The sequence below is a fragment of the Leptospira abararensis genome (assembly GCF_016918735.1).
GTDB classification, from domain to species: domain Bacteria; phylum Spirochaetota; class Leptospiria; order Leptospirales; family Leptospiraceae; genus Leptospira_A; species Leptospira_A abararensis.
Genome location: NZ_JAFFPR010000018.1, coordinates 103,822 through 128,502, shown reverse-complemented (window position 1 = coordinate 128,502; position 24,681 = coordinate 103,822). Strand labels below are relative to the sequence as shown.

General features: G+C 39.7%; 24 protein-coding genes and 1 pseudogene. 10 read left to right on the top strand and 15 right to left on the bottom strand.

Annotated elements, in window-relative coordinates; all coding sequences use genetic code 11:
• Position 1: 1 nt before the first annotated feature.
• Genes JWG40_RS05435 through JWG40_RS05425 form a run of 3 tightly spaced genes read right to left on the bottom strand, consistent with a single transcriptional unit; the run spans position 2 to position 2,493 of the window.
• The gene (locus tag JWG40_RS05435; protein ID WP_020776119.1) at positions 2 to 343 is read right to left on the bottom strand and encodes a rhodanese-like domain-containing protein; all 342 of its coding nucleotides are present in this window, start codon (positions 341 to 343) and stop codon (positions 2 to 4) included.
• A complete protein-coding gene (locus JWG40_RS05430; RefSeq protein ID WP_205284837.1) occupies positions 343 to 2,283 on the bottom strand; it encodes an ABC-F family ATP-binding cassette domain-containing protein in 1,941 nt (646 codons plus the stop codon). The genes JWG40_RS05435 and JWG40_RS05430 overlap by 1 nt, the downstream gene beginning before the upstream one ends.
• A gap of 48 nt (positions 2,284 to 2,331) precedes the next feature.
• A complete protein-coding gene (locus JWG40_RS05425) occupies positions 2,332 to 2,493 on the bottom strand; it encodes a hypothetical protein (RefSeq protein ID WP_205284836.1) in 162 nt (53 codons plus the stop codon).
• 110 nt (positions 2,494 to 2,603) lie between these two features.
• Between JWG40_RS05425 and JWG40_RS05420 the strand changes: the two genes are divergently transcribed.
• Entirely contained in the window at positions 2,604 to 3,440 is an 837-nt protein-coding gene (locus JWG40_RS05420) for a YihY/virulence factor BrkB family protein (protein WP_205284835.1), read from the top strand.
• Here the strand turns inward: JWG40_RS05420 and JWG40_RS05415 are convergent.
• A complete protein-coding gene (locus JWG40_RS05415) occupies positions 3,425 to 3,838 on the bottom strand; it encodes a hypothetical protein (RefSeq protein WP_205284834.1) in 414 nt (137 codons plus the stop codon). The two genes, JWG40_RS05420 and JWG40_RS05415, sit on opposite strands and share 16 nt — an antisense overlap.
• Positions 3,839 to 3,990: 152 nt before the next feature.
• Here JWG40_RS05415 and JWG40_RS05410 point away from each other — a divergent pair, with 152 nt between their 5' ends.
• From JWG40_RS05410 to JWG40_RS05395, 4 genes are read left to right on the top strand one after another with little or no spacing between them, the layout of a single operon-like run.
• On the top strand, positions 3,991 to 4,431 hold the full coding sequence (locus JWG40_RS05410) for a hypothetical protein (protein ID WP_205284833.1): 441 nt from the start codon (positions 3,991 to 3,993) through the stop codon (positions 4,429 to 4,431).
• A complete protein-coding gene (locus tag JWG40_RS05405) occupies positions 4,412 to 4,984 on the top strand; it encodes an LIC12231 family lipoprotein (RefSeq protein WP_205284832.1) in 573 nt (190 codons plus the stop codon). The genes JWG40_RS05410 and JWG40_RS05405 overlap by 20 nt, the downstream gene beginning before the upstream one ends.
• A 5-nt stretch (positions 4,985 to 4,989) precedes the next feature.
• Positions 4,990 to 6,015: a sulfite exporter TauE/SafE family protein gene (locus JWG40_RS05400; protein ID WP_205284831.1), complete on the top strand. Its 1,026-nt coding sequence runs from the start codon at positions 4,990 to 4,992 to the stop codon at positions 6,013 to 6,015.
• A 53-nt stretch (positions 6,016 to 6,068) separates the two neighbouring features.
• Positions 6,069 to 6,869, top strand: a complete 801-nt coding sequence (locus JWG40_RS05395; protein ID WP_205284830.1) for an EAL domain-containing protein — start codon at positions 6,069 to 6,071, stop codon at positions 6,867 to 6,869.
• Here the strand turns inward: JWG40_RS05395 and JWG40_RS05390 are convergent.
• Entirely contained in the window at positions 6,866 to 8,050 is a 1,185-nt protein-coding gene (locus JWG40_RS05390) for an Acg family FMN-binding oxidoreductase (RefSeq protein ID WP_205284829.1), read from the bottom strand. The genes JWG40_RS05395 and JWG40_RS05390 overlap by 4 nt on opposite strands.
• A gap of 52 nt (positions 8,051 to 8,102) precedes the next feature.
• Between JWG40_RS05390 and JWG40_RS05385 the strand changes: the two genes are divergently transcribed.
• Positions 8,103 to 8,774, top strand: a complete 672-nt coding sequence (locus JWG40_RS05385) for a DsbA family oxidoreductase (protein ID WP_205284828.1) — start codon at positions 8,103 to 8,105, stop codon at positions 8,772 to 8,774.
• 66 nt (positions 8,775 to 8,840) lie between these two features.
• On the top strand, positions 8,841 to 11,927 hold the full coding sequence (locus JWG40_RS05380; RefSeq protein WP_205284827.1) for an efflux RND transporter permease subunit: 3,087 nt from the start codon (positions 8,841 to 8,843) through the stop codon (positions 11,925 to 11,927).
• Positions 11,928 to 11,933: 6 nt separating this feature from the next.
• Here the strand turns inward: JWG40_RS05380 and JWG40_RS05375 are convergent, their stop codons facing one another.
• Positions 11,934 to 12,965: a DUF2804 domain-containing protein gene (locus JWG40_RS05375; protein ID WP_205284826.1), complete on the bottom strand. Its 1,032-nt coding sequence runs from the start codon at positions 12,963 to 12,965 to the stop codon at positions 11,934 to 11,936.
• Positions 12,966 to 13,097: 132 nt separating this feature from the next.
• Between JWG40_RS05375 and JWG40_RS05370 the strand changes: the two genes are divergently transcribed.
• Complete coding sequence (locus tag JWG40_RS05370) at positions 13,098 to 14,846, top strand: GMC oxidoreductase (protein WP_205284825.1); 1,749 nt, start codon at positions 13,098 to 13,100, stop codon at positions 14,844 to 14,846.
• Positions 14,847 to 14,851: 5 nt separating this feature from the next.
• Positions 14,852 to 15,763 carry an ankyrin repeat domain-containing protein gene (locus JWG40_RS05365; RefSeq protein ID WP_205284824.1) on the top strand — a complete coding sequence of 304 codons (912 nt, stop codon included), beginning with the start codon at positions 14,852 to 14,854 and terminating at the stop codon, positions 15,761 to 15,763.
• A 5-nt stretch (positions 15,764 to 15,768) separates the two neighbouring features.
• Here JWG40_RS05365 and JWG40_RS05360 read toward each other — a convergent pair whose 3' ends face one another.
• From JWG40_RS05360 to rpmH, 8 genes and pseudogenes are all read right to left on the bottom strand, one after another.
• The gene (locus tag JWG40_RS05360) at positions 15,769 to 17,397 is read right to left on the bottom strand and encodes a hypothetical protein (RefSeq protein WP_205284823.1); all 1,629 of its coding nucleotides are present in this window, start codon (positions 17,395 to 17,397) and stop codon (positions 15,769 to 15,771) included.
• Positions 17,398 to 17,460: 63 nt separating this feature from the next.
• A complete protein-coding gene (locus JWG40_RS05355; protein ID WP_205284822.1) occupies positions 17,461 to 17,712 on the bottom strand; it encodes a hypothetical protein in 252 nt (83 codons plus the stop codon).
• A gap of 81 nt (positions 17,713 to 17,793) precedes the next feature.
• The gene (mnmE, locus tag JWG40_RS05350) at positions 17,794 to 19,179 is read right to left on the bottom strand and encodes a tRNA uridine-5-carboxymethylaminomethyl(34) synthesis GTPase MnmE (RefSeq protein WP_205284821.1); all 1,386 of its coding nucleotides are present in this window, start codon (positions 19,177 to 19,179) and stop codon (positions 17,794 to 17,796) included.
• Entirely contained in the window at positions 19,172 to 19,903 is a 732-nt protein-coding gene (gene jag / locus JWG40_RS05345) for an RNA-binding cell elongation regulator Jag/EloR (RefSeq protein ID WP_205284820.1), read from the bottom strand. The genes mnmE and jag overlap by 8 nt, the downstream gene beginning before the upstream one ends.
• Positions 19,904 to 19,931: 28 nt before the next feature.
• Positions 19,932 to 21,887: a membrane protein insertase YidC gene (yidC, locus tag JWG40_RS05340; protein ID WP_205284819.1), complete on the bottom strand. Its 1,956-nt coding sequence runs from the start codon at positions 21,885 to 21,887 to the stop codon at positions 19,932 to 19,934.
• A 3-nt stretch (positions 21,888 to 21,890) separates the two neighbouring features.
• A complete protein-coding gene (yidD, locus tag JWG40_RS05335; RefSeq protein ID WP_205284818.1) occupies positions 21,891 to 22,118 on the bottom strand; it encodes a membrane protein insertion efficiency factor YidD in 228 nt (75 codons plus the stop codon).
• Positions 22,115 to 22,420 (bottom strand): annotated as a pseudogene (locus JWG40_RS05330) (ribonuclease P protein component); the annotation flags it as partial. The pseudogene JWG40_RS05330 and the gene yidD, both read right to left, overlap by 4 nt.
• A 26-nt stretch (positions 22,421 to 22,446) precedes the next feature.
• Positions 22,447 to 22,608 carry a 50S ribosomal protein L34 gene (gene rpmH, locus JWG40_RS05325; RefSeq protein WP_002977245.1) on the bottom strand — a complete coding sequence of 54 codons (162 nt, stop codon included), beginning with the start codon at positions 22,606 to 22,608 and terminating at the stop codon, positions 22,447 to 22,449.
• 245 nt (positions 22,609 to 22,853) lie between these two features.
• Between rpmH and JWG40_RS05320 the strand changes: the two genes are divergently transcribed.
• Positions 22,854 to 24,026, top strand: coding sequence for an MltA domain-containing protein (locus JWG40_RS05320; RefSeq protein ID WP_205284817.1), 1,173 nt, complete (start codon positions 22,854 to 22,856; stop codon positions 24,024 to 24,026).
• Here the strand turns inward: JWG40_RS05320 and JWG40_RS05315 are convergent.
• A complete protein-coding gene (locus JWG40_RS05315) occupies positions 24,010 to 24,666 on the bottom strand; it encodes a TetR/AcrR family transcriptional regulator (protein WP_205284816.1) in 657 nt (218 codons plus the stop codon). The genes JWG40_RS05320 and JWG40_RS05315 overlap by 17 nt on opposite strands.
• Between the last annotated feature and the right edge of the window lie 15 nt (positions 24,667 to 24,681).

Here is a 24,681-nt window from a genome sequence, read left to right as displayed (position 1 = left end):
ATTAATACTTTTGCATGGAAGGGTCAACTAAGTCGGAATAGGCGAGAGTTCCGCCAGCTACGTTTTTGTAGGACTTGAATCCTGCTTGGGCTAAAATTCCGCAGGCCATTCCTGACCTTCCACCAGAGCGGCAGTACACCAAAATTTCTTTATCGATTTGATTTTTGATTTCTTCGATGCGGGCAGCAAGTTCACTCACTGGGATGAGTTTGTCTGTGCCTGGAACGAGAGCAATTTGTTGTTCGTTTGGATTTCTGACATCCAATACAAAAAAATCATCTTTCCCTTCGGCACGAGCATCCAATCGTTTTTTAAAACTTACTACATCAATTTCCGGTACCATTATGTAACTCCGCCCATTTCTTCTAGTTCGAGTGTTGCATCCTCCCAACGTTTTGTGAGGAGAGCCACTTCTCTTTTAATATCGTTATAAGTGTCCATTTCCAACTGAAAACTTCTGTTTTTAAAGAACTCTGGGTCCTGTAAAAGTTCCTCTTTGTCCTTTTTATTTTTTTCCAGTCTTTCTATTTGGACTTCCAAATCGGAAATTTCTTTTTCTAATTTTTTACGTTTGTTTTTACTGGCTTGCGGATTTGTCTTTTTTTCTTCAAACTTCGCTTTGCCAGCCGGGTTTTGGGCCGGGGACTCTTTTTCATCCTCTTTATGGAACTTAAGGTAGTCGTCAAAACTGCAATTTAGGTTTTGTAAAACGCCCCCGGAGAGTTGGAAGGTGCGGTTACAAAGTCCCTTCATAAAATCGGGGTCGTGGCTTATGATGAGAAGGCTTCCTGGAAAGTCGATGAGGGAACGTTTGATGGCTTCTCGAATGACGATGTCCAAATGGTTTGTGGGCTCATCTAAAAATAGACAATTGGTGGGGTGGTTCACAAGAAGGGCCAATCGGAGTCGACTCTGCTCTCCACCAGACAAGTGTTTGACGGACTTAAATACTCCATCCCCCGGGAAGGCAAAATGGCCAAGTAGGGTTCTTGCTTTTTCAACACTCAGTTCCGGGTATTTTTTGAGTACCGTTTCCACTAGGTTCAGGCTTTCGTCTAAATCTTCGCCGTGGGTTTGGGAAAAATATCCGAGTTTGGTTTTTGGGCCATAATAGAGAGATCCAGAATCCAACTTATGCCTTTCCAAAAGACAACGCATGAGAGTAGATTTTCCGGCCCCGTTTGGACCCACTAACGCCACTTTGTCGCCTGAGGAGATTTCAATCTCTGCATTTTCGAAGATTCTTTTTTTGATCCCTGTATTTTTATCAGGATAAGAGAAGGAGGCATCTTCTAAACGAAGGATGATATTACTCGAAGGGACAAATTGGAATTGGTAATCTGGTTTTTGGTTCCAAAAAGATTCTTCTGGATTGTCCACTCTATCTCTTTTTTCCAATCGTTTGATGACCGATTGGACTTGCCTTGCTTTGGTTGCTTGTGCGCGAAATCGTTCCACCCATTCCATTCGGCTTTTTAGATATGTTTCTTCTTTCTCGAATTGGGCTTTGAGTTGTTCTTGGATTTCGTTTTTAGCTTCAAAAAATTCTTCCAAACTTCCTTGGAACTCAAAAGTACCATGTGGATTGATTTCAATGATGGTATCAACCGTTTGGTTTAGAAATTCAGGATCATGGGTCACAAGAACAAAGGCTTGGTTTTGGGAAACAAGAAAGTCGGCTAACCAAGATTTGGTTTTATCATCCAAATGGTTTGTTGGTTCATCGAGTAATAATAAATTATGGGGATTGAGAAGAGCAATGGCAAGGCCGATGCGGTGGTGGTAACCTGGTGAAAATTCTTTGGTTTTGCGTAGGAAGTCAGCCGTAGAAAAACCAAGTCCTGATAGAATTTTTTTGGCTCTGGCTTCAAGACCGTGTAAGTCGTGTAAGTGGGCAAATTCTTCTAAATCACTTTGTTCATGCAGGAGATCCTCAAAGGCAGGGTCTTCATGGTCTATGGTTTCGAATTTGGATTCGATGAGTTTTCGTTTCCCATCATACTCGGCATAGAGTTTGTTTTCATCGAGGACAGTGTCGATGACCGATGTCTCGGGACTGAATTCTGGGATTTGTTGGAAAAGAGAAAGGACAGTGTTTTTGGAACGAATGACTTCCCCGGATTCGGGTTTCATTTTTCCTGCGGCCATTTGGAAGAGGGTGGTTTTCCCAGAACCGTTGGGTCCCACAATGGCAACGCGGCACCCCGGTTTGATATGCCAACTGAATCCCTCAAATAGGACTTTGGGGCCGAAGTGTTGGTGGATTTGGATGAATTGGATCAAGGATTGTGAAAACCCGCCGATGCGGCGGGTGATTTAAGCGGACTAACCTTATTTTTTGGCTAGAAGTTCCGCCTTTCTTTCGCGAAGGTGTTTCACATATAGGCTTGATTCGCCGTTCATGGTTTCCACAGACTTTTTGATGGCTGCGTCAATTTCGTCTACCGTCATCTTCGCGATTTTTTTGTTCTTATTTTCTTTTTCTTCTGACATGGAAGTTTTCCCCTTTTAGGTACGTCACTGAGATTCTTCCAGGGTTTCCGTAGGAATGGAGACTGCAAGAAAAATAAGACAAAAATACAGACAAGTTCCAAACTGACCGCATGAAACGCCTCCGCCGATTTTTCAGTGAAGTGTATTTGTACGATGTCCATGGCCTGGCTTCGGAACTTTCGTTTACCTTCCTTTTGACTCTGTTTCCACTCCTAGTAGTCTTTGTGACCCTACTCGGGCTTTTGCAAGATCCAAAAACCATCAATTTGATGACAGACCAAATCGGAAAATTTTTGCCTGCACCCATTTTTCAACCCATAGACAAAAGTGTTGAGAATCTAACGAAGGTTAAAAGCTATAATGTAATTGCTCTTAGCATTGCGATTTCGTTTTTTTCTAGTTTGACTATCTTTGGAACGATCTCCAAAGCACTTCGTTTTATCTCGCGGGACGAAACCAAGGTGGGTTTTATCGCTTCGCAGTGGATTAACTTTCGATTGCTTGTGATCTCAATCCTATTACTGGTTTTGTATTTTTATATCACTTTTGGCCTTGTCGCCACAGAACGATTTTTGTTTCAAAAGTTTCGGTTTGGTTTTTTTCGGAACCATCCATATCTTTCGGTTTCCCTCATCACTTTGCCATATAGTGTGGGACTTTTTACATTCTATTATGCTTATATTACCAAAGCAAAAACTACCTTAAAAGAAAATCTTCCTGGTGCCATTTTGGCCTCACTCTTGGTTCTGGGAATGAGTTTTGGATTCCAATGGTATTTAAAAATGAAAAACGTAGGAGTGAATTATTCTTTAGCCTATGATTTGATATCGAAGATGGTGGTGTTGATGTTGTACACCTATATTAATTCCACCTTTTTTATTTGGGGTTTTTTATGGAACCAAGTCCTTGGGGATGATCGAATGAAAAAATCTCAGTCTAAAAAATAATCGGGCTCTAAGATCCTCGGACAAAAAGAAATGATGATTCCGAAATAGTGGCGTGCCAAGGAATGGAAGAGCCATTCGCCGCCAGAAGAAAGGATGTCGTCGGCATCAAGATCGGTGTATCCTTTTTTATGAAATAATTGGTCAAGGCTCCAGTTTTCTTCTCCAGGAATCACCTGTACTTTGAGATGGGCGTAGAATTTATTCTCTAACCTTTCATAACGAAATACTAATGCTCTTCCACCTAACGGATTTCTGATGGTGAAAGTAATCCAAGAGGGAAAATCATTTTCTGGTTCTGAACTTAAATGGTAGAGTTCCCATCCTACATCCTTGGCGTTTCCAAAAAATTCTTGGAAGCTGGAAGCAAAAGCGGATTGGTATTCGGTTGAGATTCCCATTTGTTTTTGATAGAAATGGAACCCCAGATTTAAGGCAAATTTTATCTGAATTTTCCTTATAAAGATTTGAATTGTTTTTTGGAAAAGAAAAGGAAATTCCGGTTTCCCTATGAATGAGATTCGTTAGGATGGGGACTTGAGGTTTGTAACCTATGATCGAAACCATCAATATCAATTGGCCGAGCGGAGCCATCGATCCCGTCATCCATTGTCCTGCTTGCGGTAGTCTCGTTCTTAGTCCCCTAGAAGAAGAAGGACCCGGTTGTCACCACATTCAATTTATCATTGATAGTGAATCTGGCGAATTTAACTACATCACAGAACCCTTCGATGAAATTTTAAAAGAATTCCGTAAACCTGAGGTAGAGGGATTTGATGAGTGGGATGCGACAGAAGGATTTTTAGAAGAGGCAGAATCCAATACATTCTATGTAATGAATTTAATTTTACCAAGTAATGTTTCGATTGAGGATGATCCTGTTTGTTTACGCATTGGCTTCGAATTATTTTTTTCAGAAGACCAAGAAGAGTTGTACGAAGAATTAGAAAGAAGACATGACGAGGAAGGTTTACATGACCACAGCCAAAACTAAAGTATCAACTATTGCGACAGTAATCGTTGCACTTTTCATTTTTACCAATTGTTTGATCAGTTATAAGGACCATCCAAAAATTCTTCCCCTTCCTTCGGAAGAAAAAACCAGTGATACAAATTTTGTGTATGCACTTCCCACATTTCCTCAAATGAACTTGGGAGGAAGGGAAGCTCTGAAGAACTACTTTCAAAACAAAACTCGTTTTAAAAACACGGTAGAAGGTGTGGATGTTCCGAAGTCTGGGTATTTAGTGAATGTAAAAGTCAATTACCGTTCTCCGTCTCCAGAAGCGACGGTCTTTCTTGGAATTTCTACTCTTACCGCCACATTACTTCCCGCTTGGTCCACTCAAGATGGTTACGATGTACAATACCTTCTCTACAAAGATGGAAAGAAGGTAGGAACGTATGATTATCATATCTTTAGAAATTATGCACAGTGGTTACTGTTTGTTCCTATTTCTTGGTACAACTTTGAAACTGCAACCGAACGAGAAGTATTTGAAAGAACTACTCATAAGTTTTTTGAGGATGCCAAGGAACATTTCTAAAACCATTGGATTTTAACTTTCAAATTTATCATGATTTTGTTTGGGGATTTTGGCCTGGAATCATAGTAGTATTTGGAGTTGGATTTTTTGTTGGGTATTTAGCTTCATTTTTAGGACTTGGGGGAGGGTTTATTTACACTCCCTTCTTTCATAGTTTTTTCCACCTAACTGCTGTCCAAGCCGTGGCAGTTTCTTTAGCACAGATGCCGGTCTCGGCCCTTTCCGGCCTAGTTGTGTATCATAAAAACAATAAAATCCGATGGAAACAAGGACTCCTTTTGTTATGTACATCCATTCCTTCGGCCCAGTACACAGCCTATAAATTTGGTAGGTTTGAAGACACAGAAATCGGCAAACAGTTGTACTATGGGATTCCTTTGTCGGAATTTATTTATCTCATTGTGTTTACCTTTTTTTTGGGAATCCTTGCAGTTTATAATTTAATCACAGCCTTAAAGAGAAGGAGGAAATACTACCAAACTCTGGCAGTCCAGACTGAAAATTTAAATCCAGCTGCCAATGAGGTTTCTGCAAAATCTAATTCGGATCTGGAAACAAAATTAGATTCTGATGCGAATATGGATTTGTCGGCTAACGTAGGTAAGACGAATTTGAAAGTAGAAACACATAAAAACCAAACAGATTTGTTTTTCTATTCTCCTAAATCCGTTTTGATTGTTCTTTTCACTGGAATTTTTTTTGGTTTGTTTTCTTCCCTTTTTGGGATTGGCGGCGGATTCCTTGCGGTTCCCCTGTTTGTGTATTACTTTCGGATGAGTCCTGTGGAAGCCGTAGCCACTTCTTTCCTCGGAATTTTTCTCACTTCTTTGGGAACGAGTGTACTTTTTTTTATGCAAGGAAAGTTGCATTTGGAGCTGGCACTGGTGGGAAGTTTTGGTGGGATCTTTGGAGCAAGGATTGGTTCAGGTAAGGCAGTGAATGCAAAACCTTATAGCATCTTACTTGTCACTGCGATCTTCCAATTTTTAGTAGTGATCTGGTATGTGCTCGGAAAACTTCCCAAATTCTAGTTTGCAAATTTTGTTTTTATCTTTAGATTTCGTCTAAATCGAGTAACGATATTATGAAATTCAAATTTCCCGAAGACCAGTTGGTGAACACTCCCGAAGGGAAAGTGCCCAAATTGTATAGTTGTGCTGAATGTCGCAGCGGTGCCGGCCTAGACTTTTCATTTACGATGGCTTTCCAACCCATTGTAGACTGGAACCAAAAAACTGTTTATTCTCATGAAGCATTGGTGCGAGGAATTTCAGGAGAATCTGCTTATTCCATTCTTTCTCGGGTCAATGCAACTAACAGGTATCAGTTTGACCAGGCCTGTCGGATCAAAGCCATCCAACTCGCAAGCCAGATCCAAATTCCTTCTTATTTGAATATTAACTTTTTACCCAATGCCATTTACCAACCAGAAACTTGTATTCGTACAACCTTAGAAGCCAGTCGTGAATTTCAATTCCCACTCAACCGGTTGGTGTTTGAGTTAACCGAAGGGGAAGAAGTACAAGACCACGATCATATCATAAAAATTTTTAAAGCATACAAACAATATGGATTTTTAACTGCCATTGATGATTTTGGATCCGGTTATTCTGGACTCAACTTACTTGCAAAATTCCAACCGGATCTGATTAAACTAGATATGGAATTGATACGAAATATCCATCTGAATCCAGTGGCCCAAAAATTAACGAATGCAATCGCAGGTGTTTGTCGAGAAATCGGAATTGCTGTCATTGCGGAGGGAGTAGAAACGCATGAGGAACTAAAAGTGTTGGTAGATATGGGAATTCATCTCTACCAAGGGTATTTGTTTTCCAAACCTGCTTTTGAGTCGGCAGGTGTTGTGACCTTTCCCACTCTCTAAATAAGGAAACTTTCTATCTCCCGTCTCGGAGAATCATAATCATAAGAACTTCTTCCCATTCTTGCAATCAATTGAATCTGTTCGTTTGCTTTTAATCCAAGTATCGTTTTTAGTTGTTTGGTGAAGGTTCGACTCTCTGGGTAATCTTCGACAGCTTGGTTCATGGTATGGAAGGCAATGTTACGCACAGCACAGGCCAATGTTAGGCGCATAAAATCCCTACCCGTTTCTATCCAAGTACGTTCTTCATCGGATCCTTCTGTGATAAAGAAAACCAATGCCTTGGAAGAATACACTTGGTTCTGGAACATTTGGATTCCCGCTTCTTTGGCAGATTCGGAATGCCAAGCATCCTTCGATAAATCCACAAAGAATGTTTTGGCTAACCAGAGTTTGATTCCCGAAAGTCCGTTACCTTCTAGTGTGAGTCCATCTCGTTTCTTGTAGATGTCCTCTTTGGAAACACGAAACCACTTTCGATTTAACTCATTGGATGCAGTACGATTAGTTTCCATCGCAAAAGCAGAATCGAGTAAGGGAAGGATGGATTCTAACTTTTTTGGATCATTGAGAAAGAGTAATTTATGTTTGGATGGTCCTGTTAACATTTTTAGGTCAGCCATTTCTTCCTCAGTAATCATGGGGCCCGAGTAAACGGACCGATTCATTCGGCGGTGGGGAAGACCGGAAAATAAAAAGTCATGAACACATTTGGATTTGGGAGAAATTTCAAATTTGGCAACGGGGTTTAGGGGAAAGGTTTGGGAGCTAGGTTTTCCTTTGGGGAAGTAAGTAATTTTTGTATCATACATAAGTTTATCGGCCGTTAGATGAGCTAACTCTAAAAAAGCCCCCTGTGTATGAAAGAATTGGCGATTTAGGGAATCTATTTCCAGGAGTTGTTTTTCTCCATCCCCAAAAAGTAAAAATTCCGAATCCGATACCCGCTTGATTTTCCAAGGTTGGGAATTATGAGAATTGGGAGCGAGGAGGGCTGTGATGAGAATTTGGTCTAAGGGTTTGGTAAAACCCAAAGATTCCGCATACCCGAGGGGGTCTTTCCTGTGAAGGGTCGCATCCCCCGACGAATAGGCATACAATTCACTTTGTATTGTGGACAGGGAAACCAAGGCACCGGAGGCAAAACTGTTAAATAGAAATCTTTTTCTTGTGAGCTTCATAATTTTCCCATTTCTGGTTTTAGACCTTAATTGAAAGGGAGTCTAACCTTAAATGTCAACCAACTCTGAACCTTTTTCTATTGATATCGTGTCCGATGTAGCTTGCCCTTGGTGTTATGTAGGAAAAAAGAAACTGGAGTTGGCTCTCCAAACAGTAGGAGATAAAATCGATCCACAGGTTCGATGGAGACCTTTTCAATTGTCTCCCGAAATTCCGGAAGCCGGAATTGATTATAAAGAACACCTAACACAAAAATTTGGAAGTTTGGACCGGTTGGATGGTGCTTGGCAAAGGCTGACCCAAATAGGAAAGGATGTTGGCATTTCTTTTCAGTTCGATGCCATTCCAAAGGCTACGAACACATTGGTATTACATGCTCTGGTTGCTGGGCTTTCTAGCTTAGAAGAACAAGCTAAGTTGGTAGATTTGTTTTTTGCTGCTAACTTTACCGAGGGAAAAGATCTCACGGATAAAGAAATAATTTGGCAAGTAGCTGAACCAGTTTATAAAGATCGTATCAAGTTTGATGCAGTATTTGCAGATCCAGAACTCAAAGAACATATCAGGCAAGAAATTTCCTACTACCACCAAAATGGAATTAGTGGTGTTCCATATTTCATCGTCGGGGGAAAGTATGCGGTGAGTGGGGCTCAAGACACTTCGGTTTTTGTGGAAGTGATTGAGACTGTATTAAAAGAACGCGAATCAGAAAAACAAAGTTAATAAATTTCCATTTCATCTTGACCAGGCATTCAAAATCATTAGGTTGATTAAAATCGAATTATATTTATGAAAAAAATTATCCATTTCTTCGTCTATAAACCATTAGTTGCTAATTTGGTTTTTATCTTTTTGTTCCTTGCAGGGATGATCTCTGTGCTTTCTATGAAACGAGAAGCATTTCCAAGAGTAAACTTTCGTCAAGTGCGTGTTCTTACTGTTTATCCTGGTGCCAGTCCCGTGGATGTGGAAAAAAAAGTCACCATACCCATTGAAGAAAAGTTACGCGAGGTAGAAGGTTTAGACTCGGTTCGTTCTATCTCTCGAAACTCTGAATCCGATATTAGCATTAAAATCGATTTAGAACACAATAACCCCGACGGTGTTGTGAACGATATCAGACGTGCTGTCGATCGTGTAACCAACTTACCATCCACGGTGAAAGACCGACCCATCGTAACAGAACAAAAGAGTTCCAATTTTCCGGTGTTAGAGATCGCGATCCATGGTGCCATGGATGAGATGGAACTTCAAGAAATGGGACGTTTTATTGAAGATGAGATGCGTAAAGTCTCTGGGGTATCGCGAGTGGATGCTTTTGGAAAACGAAAAGAGGAGTGGCGGATTCGTGTTGATCCAGATTTAAAGAAACGTTATACTCTTGGTTTTTCTGATATCATCAATGCAATCTCTAAAAGAAATATCAGTGTTCCCGCCGGATCTTTTTTGCGGCCCATCACCCAAGACATTCGAGTGACTGGAGAGATCAGTGAAATCAATGATATTAAAAATATCCCCATTCGTTCGAATGAAACAGGAAATACGATTCTTTTATCACAAGTTGCCAATGTAAAAGATACGTATGAAAGGCCACGGGTGATTGCCATTGTAAATGGGGAACCGGCTTATGTTTTGCAAATCATTAAAAAAGATAGTGCGGACATCATTCGCACAGTGGAAGCGGTTCAGGGACGAATTGCAGAATTAAAAAAACAAATTCCGGCTAACATTCAGTTTACGGAATTGAACAATGAAGGAGCTCGTGCGATCAAACGATTGGATGTGGTGATTACCAATTCACTTCAAGGTTTGTTTTTGGTTGTGGTGGTCCTCATTCTCTTCTTTAGTTTTAAGGATTCCCTACTCACAAGTCTTTCGTTGCCATTGACTCTTTTTGCAGCAACCATTGCGTTTCCTATTTTTGATGTTTCCTTTAACTTAGTGTCCATGCTTGGGATTATCATTTCCCTGGGGATGTTAGTTGATAACAGTATTATTATTTCTGAGAATATCTATAAACATAGATCCAGAAAAATGGATTCAAGAGAAGCCGCAGTTCTTGGTGCCAGCGAACTTTTTGTTCCCATCATTGGTTCTTACCTAACAACCGTTGCTGCCTTTTTGCCCATGGCATTTATGTCAGGAATTATGGGTAAATTCATTTGGCAGATTCCTTTTATGGTGATTGTTGCTTTGACTTTATCCTTATTTGAATCTTTTTTATTACTTCCTGTTCGGTATGCACAGTTCACGTCACATGAAGTCAAAAAACGTTCCAAACACCGCGATCGTTTTCGTGCGATTTTAGACAATGGGTTTGAGTCTTTAAAGTCAGGATTTACACGTTTCATTACTCGAGTTGTCAAACGTCCATTCCTTACATTAGGTTCGATCCTTATTGTGTTTTTGTCCTCTTGTGGACTTGTCGGACTGATGAATTTCAATTTGTTCCCGAAAGAAGGGATTGATTATGTTTTGGTTCGTGCGGAATTTCCTCCCGATTTTTCTTCTCAAGAGACCGCAAAACAACTGCAATACTTCCAACCAATTTTGGATAAAATTCCAAAATCAGAAGTGCAAAGTATCATTCTAAAAATAGGAATCCAACAAACAGATCCTACGGACCCACTCACTAGGATTGGGGAACAACTAGGAATGGCACAGATCATTTTAGTTCCAGAAACAGAAAGGAACCGTACAGCTCAGGAAATTTTTGGTGAATTGGAGCCGGATTTAAAAAAACTACCCAATGCGGTTTCTGTGATGGTCGATTTGGTTGTGAACGGCCCGCCAATCGGTGCTGCTGTAACGGTTGCCATCGAAGGTCGTGACTACAAAGTTTTAAAACAAATTTCGAATGAGATGCAAGGTTTCCTTAAAAAACAAGAGGGAGTGATCAACATCAATGATGATTACAAACCAGGTAGAGAAGAAATTCAAATTCGAGTGAAGGACACAGCCTCGGCCATTACCGGGATCGATACAGAAATTACTGCCTATTATGTTCGTACAGCTATGGACGGACTCGAAGCATCGAATCTTCGTAAGGGAAAGGATGAAGTTCGAATCATAATCCAAAACGATGATAGGTTCCGAGATGGAATCGAAGATTTAGATACGATTCAGATTTCGAATAAATTTGGTCTTCTAACACCAATTACGGCAGTCACTACAAGAACTATTGTCCAAGGAATAGAGGCTTTATACCATAATGATTATGAAAAAGCCATCACTGTCCTTGCTGATGTCAATGAAGCCATTACAAGTTCCTCTATTGTGAATGGAAAAATTGTAGATGAGTTTGGAAATATTGGTAAAAAGTATCCGGGTTATAAAATAAAATTTAGAGGGGAACAAGAAGAAACTGCTAAGTCCATGGTTTCCCTTCTGGTAGCAGGAGTATTGGCACTTTTCGGAATTTTTGCCATCCTTGCGATCATCTTCAATAGCATCAAAAAACCAATTCTCATTTTGTTATCGATTCCGTTAGGATTTGTGGGAGTGGTATTTGGATTTTTGATTTCCGGTAAGGCACTTAGTTTTCTTGCTATGATTGGTATCATTGGTCTTGCGGGAGTGATTGTAAACGCATCCATCGTACTTGTGGATACCATCCAAGAATTCCAAGCGAAAGGAGAAGGGTTGTATGAATCTCTCATTACAGCATCTTCTGAAAGGTTCCGGCCCATTTTAGTCACCACCATGACCACTATGGCCGGTATGATCCCGACAGCCTACGCTATTGGCGGATCGGATCCTCTACTCATACCCATGACACTTTCCTTGGCTTGGGGACTTGGATTTGGAACCTTTGGGTCCCTGATCTTTATCCCGGCCAGTTTCTCTGCTTATTACAAACTAAAGAAAAGAAAGTAAAACTCTTTAGTAATGATTCAGAACATCTTCGGCAAAACCGAGGATGTTCTCGAGTTTCAGTTTTTCCCCATTATCTAAAACTACAGTTCCGTTAAATCTTCCAAACACTTGGTGTTGGATGGTTTTAATGACTAAAAAATTCATATAAGATTTTCTATCGACAATGGGTGTAAAATCCAATTCCAAACGGTTGTTATTGGATGTGAACTTCCAGGGGGCCATATAGTTTTCGGTATCAATGATAAATTTGACTTCATCCAATTTATGAATTTTGCCATCATAAAGGATGGTATTTTCAGAAGCCGGTGTCCTATCTGTAAATCCATATCCTAAATTGAGGCCAAATGGTTTTCCTTCAATCCAAGCGGATACAGAACTCCAATACCATCTATTTTTATAAGTCCATACACCTCTGCCCCAATCCAAAGCACCAAAATCTTTTTTGGGATCAAATTGATACATTGTATTCCCAACTTGCACTTGGCCTGAGGCCGGCATACAATTGATTTTCGTATTATAATAAAATGCTTTTCTGTTTTCTTTCCAAGAAGTGGCAATATTCATCGATTCCATTTTTGGTTCTGTTAGTTCAATTTTTCCTTGGATCCTTTTGGCACCATCCGGTGCATCAAACGATTTGGATTCAAATTCTAAAATTCGTTTTCCATTGATCACTTCAAATCGGAGGCGAAGTTTTTTATCTGCAAACTGAACAACCCCACTGCTGTTCACACGAGGGAATCCTGTTTTTCCTAAAGGTAGAACAGAAAGAGTATCAATTTGTTTGAATATTCCTCGTTTAAAATCTAAGAAACAAATAGCAAATAATCCCGCATAACCTAAGTCAGATGCAGTGAATGTAATTCCAAAATCTTTAGAAGGGGATAGAACCGAATAATAATCCCATTCTTTAATTTTTAGCGCGGAAGCTGCGATACTTTCGCGATTGTAAGTCCAAAGAGGGGACCGTGCCCAACCTTCTTCTGTGAGGGTTCCGTCAGATTTGAGTAGAGGGATTTGTTTTTTGATCTCAGGCATGAACCGATTTAAACGGATTTATACCTTTCGGCTAGAAGTTTTTATCAGATTCGGTAAGAGCGAATTGACAGGAATTGAATTCCTTTGCAGACTCGGTTTCGCTTACGCACCACAAACAAGGAAAAACGAACCATGAGTCAATCCATTCCAAAAGAGCTAAATTATGAGTACGATTTTATTATAGTTGGATCTGGCTTTGGAGGATCTGTTTCCGCTTATCGGTTATCTCAAAAAGGTTATAAGGTATTGGTGATCGAATCGGGAAAACGTTGGAAGGCTACAGACTTTCCAAAAACCAATTGGAGTTTACGTAAGTATCTTTGGATGCCGAAACTAGGTTTTTATGGAATCCAAAGAATCAATTTACTCAATGATTTTTTACTTGTGAGTGGGTCTGGTGTTGGTGGTGGTTCATTAGTGTATGCATGTACATTATATGTGCCTTCCTCAAAAGTATTAAACTCTCCTTTGTATTCAAAAATGGGTGGGGAAAAAACTTTATTACCCTATTATGATGTAGCAAAACACATGCTTGGTGTGACCGAAAATCCCCAACTTTGGGAACCAGACCGTCTCCTTTTAGAAACAGCAAAAACTTTTGGTAAGGAAGATACTTTCCGTAGAACTCCTGTGGGAATTTATTTTGGAAACAAAAAAGATCCCAAGGATCCTTTTTTTGGTGGGGATGGTCCAGACCGTGATCCATGTAACTTCTGTGGTGGTTGTATGGTGGGTTGTCGCCATAACGCAAAAAACACTTTGGATAAAAACTATTTATACTTAGCAGAAAAGTTGGGGGCCGTTATCCTTCCTGAAACCAAAGTCACTTCACTCATTCCTATCAATCAAAAAGGCATTCCCGATCCGGAAGCGAGTGGGGAATTTGGATATGAATTGGAAACAAGGAGCACAACTGGTTGGTTTGGTTCTCCTAAAAGAAAACTTCGTTCCAAACAAGTGGTGTTATCTGCTGGTGTGATGGGAACCGTTGGTCTTCTGCTTAAGATGCAACAAGAAAACAAAATGATTCGTTTGTCTGAGAAGTTAGGCGATACCGTTCGAACCAATAGTGAAACGGTTTTACCTGTGACTGTTCCTGCTAGCAAGGGCGCTGATTATTCCAAAGGGATTGCCATCACCTCTTCTGTCCATCCCGATGAAAATACACATATCGAACCGGTTCGGTATTCAAAAGGATCTGATTTTTTTGGAGTCCTTGCTAGTGTGATGACGGATGGAGGAGGAATTTTTCCAAGACCACTCAAATTTTTTTGGACGATGGTTCGCCATCCTCTTTATTTTTTGAAATCTCATAACCCCATTGGATTTGCAAAAAATTCCATCATTTTACTTGTGATGCAAACGGTCGATAATAGCGTACGACTTGTACGGAAAAGACGGTTCATTTGGCCTTTCCAAAAAACAATTACCTCTGCTCTGTCAACTGGAGAACCAACTCCAACTTACATTCCTATTGCCAATGCTTTTGCAAGAAAACTAGCTGAAATTGTTGGAGGGATTCCTCGCAGTTCCTTTAATGATACCCTCCTCAATGCTCCTGTTACGGGTCATATTATGGGAGGTTGTGTTGTGGCCGATTCTCCGGAACGGGGTGTGATCGATATGGAAAACAAAGTGTTTGGTTATAAGAACCTACGTGTTTGTGATGCCTCCATGCTCACTGTCAATTTAGGAGTGAATCCAAGTTTGACGATCACAGCCCTTTCCGAACGAGCGATGAGTTTGGTTCCCACAAAAGATAAAACTCCTATCCAATTTCTTTCGTTTGAAACCAAAAAAGGTTTTGATAAAATTCTTGGATCCTTTCCAAAGAAATCTTCCGTTAAAAAATCGACTTCTGTGAGGAAACGTGTATCATAACCTAAATGAGTTTGATTGACGTTGCCAAGTCGGGAAGTATCGAAGAATGGGAGAGTGAGATCCGTGCAGGCGCTGATCCTAATGAGTTAGATTCCTATGGAACAAATCCTCTCTCTTGGATGTTCAAGATGGAGAATGAGGATTTGTTTCGGTATGCTATCTTACAAGGTGCCGATCCCGCTTTTCCTTACCGCATCCCAGGCAATGTAATCTTTGATATCATCAGTCAAAACAAAGAATCCTTTCTAAATATTCTCGTCGAAACTTATTCAGTTTGGAAAACCTCACCTCACCTTCTGACCCGAGATAAAAACGGAAACACGATCTTTCATCTTTCCGTTTTACAATCCGCCGAACCACTTTGGGAAGAGATCTCTGACTCCTTAACAGAGGAGGTTCTCTCTTTACGAAACGAGGAGGGCCGATCTGTATTTTTAGCAGCGATCGCGGAAGATCGAATGGAAATTGTAACAAATCTCATCCTTAAATTTCCTAAGGGAATCGAACACAAAGACAGTGAAGGAAAAACGGCACTTCATTTAGTCGCAGAAAGAAATTTATATGATCTTTGTTCTTATCTTTTGGAGGAGGGAGATTTTTCTTTAGAAACAAAAGACAATTTGGGGAACACCGCTTTGTTTTTAGCAGCCTCTGCCGATGCCGTTGAATGTTTGATAGATCTACTAGACGCAGGTGCGAATCCCTTTGTTTGGGGAGAGAAGGACGAATCCATCACACGACTTTTGGACCGCGAAAAGTTTGGCCATAGTTTGAAAACTTGGAAAGACTTTGTCATCAAAAAAGCAATCCTCGGTGCCGGGTATTCGCACCGAGAAGAGATGATCGATTACATCAAAAAAGAAAAACCATTCAAACCAGAAGAATTAACCAAAGCAAAGTTAGTTGACCTAATCTGAATTCATCATTTTTGCGGAGTGGAATCATCTCCCAAAAACTTAGGTCCATAATTTCCTTCTCGGTCTGTGTGAGTCCGGTCAGACTTTGGACTTTCAAAGGTATAATGTTGTTCTATATTGGTTTTGAAAGGTGCATTCTCTGGTGATTCACCGTATTGGTGGAGTTCACCAATTCTTAAATCCGACCGGGGGTGTTTACCGAGCCTACCTGAAAATCGAAAGAAAGATGCCAACTTGGGATCTACCCTGTGGTGGCCGTCAGGGTCTTTGTCTGCAGTTTGGCCCACCCAACCCGGTTCTTCCCAAGCCACTAGCCTTTCGATTCTTTGTTTGATCATTTTACGTGCGTCAACATAATGTGTTGGTTCGGAGATGCCTTTGGATTCTGAATCATCTAAAGGGACTGTATTATCTTTGATTCCAGAACCAATTTTAACATTCGTTAAATCTTTCTCGGTTATATCTTTTGGAACAATCAGGATAGATGTTTCTGGATTCAAACTTGGAAACACATCCCAAGGATCAGAAACATAATTAAACAAGGCATTTCCTGCATGTAGTTTAACCGTATAATCGCCATAAGCTGATGTTGGATTCCCTCCATCGGAACCCATATTGCCTTTCGCCACATAAAGGATTGGGTGATTTTTTATAGAGTTAATATTTCTAAAATCTGTATCAAGCAGGATATGGTCATGGCCTGTGAGTAAAATTCGTTTTGGTTTTCCATCTCTAGAGATAAGGAGTGCATAGGATTCTAAATCACCTTGGTGGATATTGCCAAACTTGGTTGGTCCTTCATTCCAATCGTACCAAATCCAATAGGAAATGACCATATCTCCATTCCCCACTTCATACCAATAGTTACTGTTGTCTCTAAATCCAGGAAGCGCTTCCTTCTGTGTTCCCGAGACAGTTGTATTGGCATAACGCACGTGATAGTATAAATGGGTTTGTTTTTCTGTTTCTCTTAGGTCAGGAAATTCCACATAGTTCCAAGTGGTTTGGCGAAGGGATTTGCGGCGAATGTCTTTATTGGGAAGTATATATTCTTTTGACTGAAAATAGTCTGCATACTTTTCGATATTAGTTGGTAAATATTTTTTATCTTTATGAAAGACAAGAATGGGTGAAAACTTTGCAGCCAGCTCTTCTTGTTTCTGATTGGGAATTAAGTTCTCTTGGCTTACAAAAGTAAACTCATGTCTTATGTTAGGATTTTTGAAAAGAGAATCTGTATTTTGAATCCAGTAAGGATTGTGGCCAGGAGAGTATTTTCCATGGACTTTTTGAATTCCTTCAATGCTAATTGCGAGATGAGTCCAATTGTTTGGTAACTCTTGTGAGAAGGTGATTTGGTCCGAAGTGGAGTCCATTGATTGATTGGTTGTCTGTGTACTCGTGGATACAGGCGTATAACAGTCTTTAGCACTGGGTGAGGTGCAAAAATAAAACTTTAAAGAGTAAAAAATCTTTTCCCCTTTTAATTCTTTGGGAATGGATTTGAGTTTTAAATGAAACTGAATGGATTTTGGTTGGGAAGTTTCTTTTTCATTCGAACTAGAACAATTGATTGTAAATATTAAAAAAACGAATAACGGAAGATAAGTTGCGGTTTTGCTGATTAAGTTCATTTGGTTTTTAAGGCATAAAAAAACCCCTGTTTCCAGGGGTTTTGGTTTGAGATAAGATTTAGATTACTCTGCGTCTTTTTTTGCTTTTTTCTCTTTTTTGGCTTTCTTAGCTTTTTTAGCCTTCTTTGCGCTATCTTTGTTATTCTTTTTCTCTTTTTTCTCACCGTCTTTGTTGTTCATTTTTTCTTTTTTAGGTTTAACGGTTTCAGAAGCTTCATCAGCTTGCATAGTCGGTTCTTCGTCTGCTTCTGTTTGAGCAAACAGACCAAAAGTGCTGAAAGAGAATAGAGTGAGAATCACAAGAAATTTTTTCATTTTTTACCTCGTATCGAATGTGCGACCAATTAGATACTATTTGGACGATTAGACAATCGTAAATTTAGAGGTTTTTGTGAATTATTTACCTACACAAAATTTACTAAAAATTCTGCCTAGAATTTCTTCATTATCCACATGACCGTTGACTTCACCAATTTCTTTCAGGGAAGAATTGATCTCTTGGATATAAATTTCAGCGGGAGCTCCATCTTCCATAAGATGGACAGCTTCTGATAAACTAGATTCGATTTTTTGAATGTGATACCTTTGTCTATCTTCTAATAAAACTACATCTTCTGCATTATCTTGGGATGTGAGTTTTGTTTTTAAAAGTTCTAATAGGTGAGAAATCCCCAGTTTTGTTTTACAAGAGATTTCTGTAATTTCTAACTCAAATTCTTTTTGAAGGTCTTCCAATTGATTTGAATTCCAATCTTTATTTTTTTCATCGATTTTATTGGCTACAAGGATGGAACCATGGAGTCTTTCTTTATGTTTTGATAAAAACGAACTTTTGTCGAAAGGAAGAGAGGTATCAATGAGAAGTAGTTTCACATTGGCACTGTCGGCTTCTCTTTTGCTTCGTTCAATTCCCATCTGTTCAATATTATCCGATGTTTCTCGGATTCCTGCTGTATCCACGAGCCGAATAGGGATTCCATCCAAACTCAATTCTTCTGCTATATAATCTCTGGTTGTACCGGGAATGTCGGAGATAATCGAACGATCCTTGCCAATGAGTAAATTCATTAAGCTGGATTTTCCTGTGTTGGGTTCTCCAAATAAAACGACGGTAGATTGTAAAATTAAAGTTTCTGCTCGTTCTGAATCTTGGATTAACTTCGAACAAAGATTCTTGAGTGAGATCATCCGATTTTTTCTTTCTTCCAAACTTTCAAAGGTAAGGTCTTCTGTGGAAAAATCAATTTCAGCTTCGCACTCTGCTTTGAGTGAAATGAGATCACTTCTGATTTTGGAACTTAACTTTGTGATTTCCCCAAACACATTTTTTTGAGCCAATTCCAATTCATATCGAGAACGTGCTTCAATCAGTCGACTGATGGCTTCTGCACCGGATAGATTGATTTTTCCATTCAGATACGCTCTTTTGGTAAACTCACCCTTCTGTGCCGGGCGGGCTCCCTTTTCAAAAAGGATTTGTAAACCACGTTTGAGAAGGATTGGATTTCCATGTAAATGAAACTCAGCTAAGTCTTCACCTGTATAGGAGTTAGGTGATGGGAAATAGAAAAAAACAATTTGGTCGAGAGGTTTTTCTGCATCTACGAAATCGCAGAAAATAGCAGTTCTTTTTTGGTTTTTAATAAATTCTTCGGTGAGGGGAGAGGCGTTCTTTTGGAGAACAGAAAGGGCAATGGGCAATACGGCAGAGCCCGATACCCGAAGGATGCCAATCGCTCCGGGACCTGAGGCAGTGGACAATGCCGCAATGGTATCAATCAAGATCTTCTTGGTCTACTCCGTCTGCAAAGTCTTCGACAGGAAGGCCTTTTTTCGAATTATCTTCCAAATCTTTGTATTTATGTTTTTCTTTTGCAGAGATGACACGAACTCTTTTGAAAGTTCCGTTGCCTTCGGATCTAGTGAAAACTCTTTCGTCTTCTTGGATTGCCATGTGAACAATTCTTCGTTCAAACGGATTCATTGGATCTAAAAGTTTGGATCTTCCTGATTTGATCACCGATGCTGCCACCGATTTTGCCAATCGAATGAGAGATAACTCGCGTTTGTCGCGATAAGATTCAATATCTAATACAATTTTTCTATTGTGGCGAATTCTTGGATCGACCATCAGGTTCAGAAGGAATTGAAGTGAATCTAAAGTGCCCCCTCTTTTTCCAATGATGAGTCCAGATTCTTTACTGGTAAGTTCTACATAGATTTTTCCATCTACATCACCCATTCCCACTACTTCCGCAGGTATTCCCATTTTTTTCAAAATGGTTATGATCACTCCATGGATGATTTTTTCGGATGGGATGTCATTGTTAGCAACAAACGCGCGTACAACGGCAGGTTTTTTTTGTGTGATTCCCAAAAATCCGGATTTTCCGGAATCAACTACTTCGAATCGTAAATCGCCTGGTTGGAGACGAAGAGTTTCTAAAGAGTATTCTTCCGCCTCACTTTTAGTTTTTCCTTCGGCTTCGAAAATGTAATTATTCATCTGTGATCTTCCTTGTTAAACAATGATTTCATTTTTTCTTTTTGTTCTGGTTTCTAAATCCAGGTCGGGCAACCGTCGTTGCGTTGTTTGCTGGTTCTGGCCCATTATTCTTTGGTTTTTTATCTTCCGATTTTCCAAACTTGTTTGTATACACTTGTTGGGCAATGGATAGAATGTTTTGCATTGTCCAATACATGGTCACACCGGCAGGCATTGACCAGAAGAAGTATAACATGATGACAGGCATCATATACATCATCATCTTTTGGTTCGGGTCTGTCGAAACAGTTGTCATTCGAGATTGAACCACTTGAGTTGCTACCATGATGAGTGGTAGGATGTTGATGGCGAGGGCTCCGATGAACGCTAACTTGGGAGTTGTATAAACTGTATCTGGTTCACTTAAATCTTTGATCCATAGAAATGGAGAATTCCAAAGATCCACTGTGTCAGAAAACGCGGTATAAAGTGCGATAAAGATAGGAATTTGGATGAGCATCGGAAGACAACCCGCCATTGGATTGGTTCCATTTTTCTTATACAACTCTACCGTTTTTTCTTGTTTGAGTTTTGGATCATCCGCATACTTCTCATTGATGAGTTTAATCTGCGGAGATAACTCTTGCATCTTTTTCATCGATTCCGCTTGTTTTTTGTTCAGCGGATAGAATGCTAATTTGAATAGGATGGCAAAAATAACAATGGCCCAACCGTAGTTCGGAATTACTAAATAGATCTTTTTTAAGATCCAAACAATTCCGTTGCGAAGAGGAGTTGTAATCCCTTGGTTGAATGATTTGTCGAGTGAATCACTGAGACCAGCAAATACTGAGTCTTTATTGATTTTTGGATCAAGTTTTGAATCTCTAAATGCTGTTCCGTCCAGCTCTCGAACCCCGACGTAGGCCGCATAATCTAGGTTCACTTCTTCACCAGGACCAAGTTTCCAATTGTCGTAAGCAAGAAGGACCCCTGTTTCATTTCCTTTCCGGTTATCGAGAAGGACTCCCGCTGGGTTATCATTTAAAGGATCGATGACCCCAATGAAGTAACGGCTTCCGGTTCCCACAAAGTCAACCTTATCATTAGAACCTTTTTTGATTTCGTAACGAGTGTCTTTTCCTTCGTTGGAACCAAATAGGTTATCAAAAAATCCTTGGGTACTTGTTCCATCTACATGGTCTTTAAAACTTCCATCTAAGTAATAATAACGGAAGTAATGCGCGTTGTCGCGGTCATTAAAGTCTTCTTTTTTCTTAAGAACTGGTCCAAGAGAACTAAATGATCTAAAATATACATCTGACTTAGTGGGTGAAACATTGATGGTTTCGTTAGTTCTGTTTTTTAGAGTTAAATGAAATTTGAAATAGTTTTCAGAAGGGAAAAATTGGAATTTCTTTTGGATTGTAAATTTGCCATCTAACGAAGGTGCTTCGAAGATAACAGTTTTTGTTTCAGCATTATAACTGGAACTAAAGTTTACTAAGTTATAGGCGGAAAAAGGAATTGTGTCTTTGTCTTCAATAATATTGAAGTCAAAACCTTGTCCTCTCGTGAGTTCCACAGCCTTTTCTTTTTTTCCATCAAATTCGATTTCAAACTTAGGATCTTTCGCTATCGCAAATTCTGAACCATCTGGTTCTTTATGGTCTTTGATATAGTATTCAGTGATTCGTCCACCTAAACTAGAGAAATGGACTAAGAAGGAATCCGTTTTAAGCGAAAACTTTTTTTCATCTTCTGGTTTTACGGGAACTAACTTTGTAGTTTCCGTTGTTGGTTTTTTTAGTTCGGCTTTTGGATCCGCAGGATTTCCCGAAAGTTTCTCTTTCTCAGAGCCTTCTTGTTTAGAAGTTTCATCCGCGGTTTTTGGTTTTGGCGTTTGTGGAGGAAAGAAGAAATAGTTTATCCCCATCCATACTGCTAAACTTAAGAATAGCGCGAGGAATAAACGACTTTGTCTGTTAGTGGAATCATTTTGCATAAGTTAACTCTTGTTAAAGGATTTCGGTAAAGGGTCATGCCCACCTTCGTGATAAGGGTGGCATTTAGAGATTCGGATCACACTAAGAACAAACGCTTTGTACCATGGGTAGGTTTCAAACGCTTGTTTGGCATATTCAGAACAACTTGGGGTAAATCGGCAAGCCGGAGGCAATAGGGGGGACAGCAGTTTTTTGTAGAGGAAAATAAGGACCAAAAACAGCCGATTCATGGGAATTGTTTTAGAACCGAAAGGAAAAAAACCTCTCGGTCTTCCTTAGATAACTTCGCAAATCCTACCTGCGCCAATAGTGCGTAATCGTATCCTATTGGAAATGCAGGAAGATGTTTCCGAACCAGTTCTCTCAGGATTCGTTTGGAACGGTTACGTTCAACGGCTGTTTTGTGAGTTTTATCGGGGCAAAATAAAAAACTGGCAAACGGAAGGCCGTTTTTTCGGACAAGCCATCGCATTGGTGGCCTGCCCATTTTACGATTCTGACGAAAGAGTTCCTGGATTCTGGTTGGGTCGTGAAGGGTCTCCGAAGGAAGCTCCTAAACTAGAACTTTCTCCCGATTTTTTCGTCGGAAACAGTTAATTTAGCGCGTCCTTTTCTTCTTCTGGAGGCTATCACATTTCTTCCACCTGGGGTAGCCATTCTAGTTCGGAATCCGTGAGTTCTCACGCGTTTAATATTACTCGGTTGGTACGTACGTTTCATGAAACACCTAATTTATCTATATATGATCGCAAAAATATGAGGTCTTTTGAAAGGTTTTTGGTACCCTCATGGAAGTCAAGGGGAATTGGGAAAAATGATTGGACAGCGACTTTCTTATGAGACATAAGGTAAAACTTTGGGTGGGGAGCCTTCGAAGAGTTTCCTTTTGCGAAGCGATTCCACAGTCAGTAGGTTTCTTTTCATTTTATGGGGAATTGTGGTAATCCTTGGGGGAGGATTTCGTAATGAAAAAAGAAACGGACTTAGCTTTTCCTCTGATGATCAAAATCGCCTCATTGTCTTTTGTGATCGGTTCATTTATGGCCCTGTCTTTATTTTCAGAACCAACGAAAAACAAAAGCCCGAAACAAATCAATCCACCCCAAAATTTGAATCTAGAGTCTGGCCTCAGACAATCCATTTTGTATTTCAAACGAATGCCAAAAGATACAAAAATTCGTTTTTTGGAAGAGGAGTATACGAATGGCGAAGTTCTTAGTTCTTTAGAAGATCTTTATTCGGTAGTCCTTGATGCATCAGAATTTCAGATTCAAACTGAAATCAAAAAACGTTTCCAGTTGATTGAATTAAGTCCTTCCGACGGACCACCTACTATAACAGGATATTATGAAATACGAATTCATGGAAAAACTAAGCCAGAAGGAGAATACCAATACCCAGCATTATCTCCACCATTGTTGAAACAAACCAATGCTGTTCTAGAAAATCCAATTCACTTTTCTCGAGAAAGATGGAATGAAAAATCCCTTTGGGAAAAATATTCAAAACCAATTGTGTTTTTACGTTTGACCGATTTACATTTAGCACAATTGGAAGGATCGGCACTGATTCAGACGGAGACAAACGAATTGTTTCGTATCAATTACGCAGCGGACAATGGCCAAAATTATATCAGTCCTTCCGTTTATCTTAAAGGAATTTGTCCTAGTTTAAAACCATATCATTTATTCAATTGTATCCAATCAAACCCAAAAGAAGTCACGGAAGCGATTCTTAAAAATCCAAGATATATTTTCTTTGAGAAAGAAACTCAAGCTAATCCTAAAATAATGGAAGAAGGACTTGGACCATTGGGAAGTGGAGGAATCCGTTTAGTTGCTTTTCGTTCTGTCGCCATGGACAAAAAAATCCCCTTAGGATTTCCTGTCCTTTTATCCTTTCGATCGAGTGATGAACAGGCAAACGATCGTTTGGTGTTTGTGCACGACCGTGGCAATGCGATCACTGGTGAAGGCAGATTGGATTATTATCTGGGAAGTGGAAAAGGAGTGGAAGCAGTCGCAAACAATTTATTAACTAAGGGAAAAGTGACTTTGTTACTCCCCAAAAAAGAAAAACCGAGAAGGGAAGAGCAAATAAATAAAAAAATAAATCCGAAGATTATTGTTCCTTTTTAATTCCATGATAAAAAATTTCAAAAAGAGTTTCGATTTCTTCTTTTGGATCCATTGGCAATTTCGGGGCCAATACAAATTTCGTAATTAATAAACTAGCACCTAAACTAAAAGAATTCCTTACGATTTGATGGGGATCTAAATCCTTTCTGATTTCACCAATTTCTTGGAAGTAGCGAATCGCCTCTAGTGAGGTATCATATAAATTTGTTTTCCAGAGATTCCCAAAAATTTCAGCGAACTCCTTGGAGAAAAGAAGAGCACCGAGCAGTAGTTTTAATTTTTTTGGTTCTTTGGCTACCGCTTCCCATCTTGCCTTGAGAATCATAATATACCAATCCTTAAAATCTGGTTTCAATGATTGTAATCGTTCCTTTAGGTCTGACATATGACCGGGAACAATTGTGGACAATAGTAAACCAGACAAAATCCTTTTGTATAAATCAAACTTTGTAGGAAAATATTTAAAAAGCGTACGTTCTGTAACGCCAGCTCTTTTTGCCAATTCCGCTGTGGTAGCACCTGCAAATCCTAATTCTGCAAAAACATCTTCTGCGGCGCTGATGATGTCTTCTTCCTTCGCTGATTGAGGATTTTTATAGGCATTAAATTCATTTTGTAATAGTTTTAAGGTCAGTTTCATCAAGTTCCATTCGAT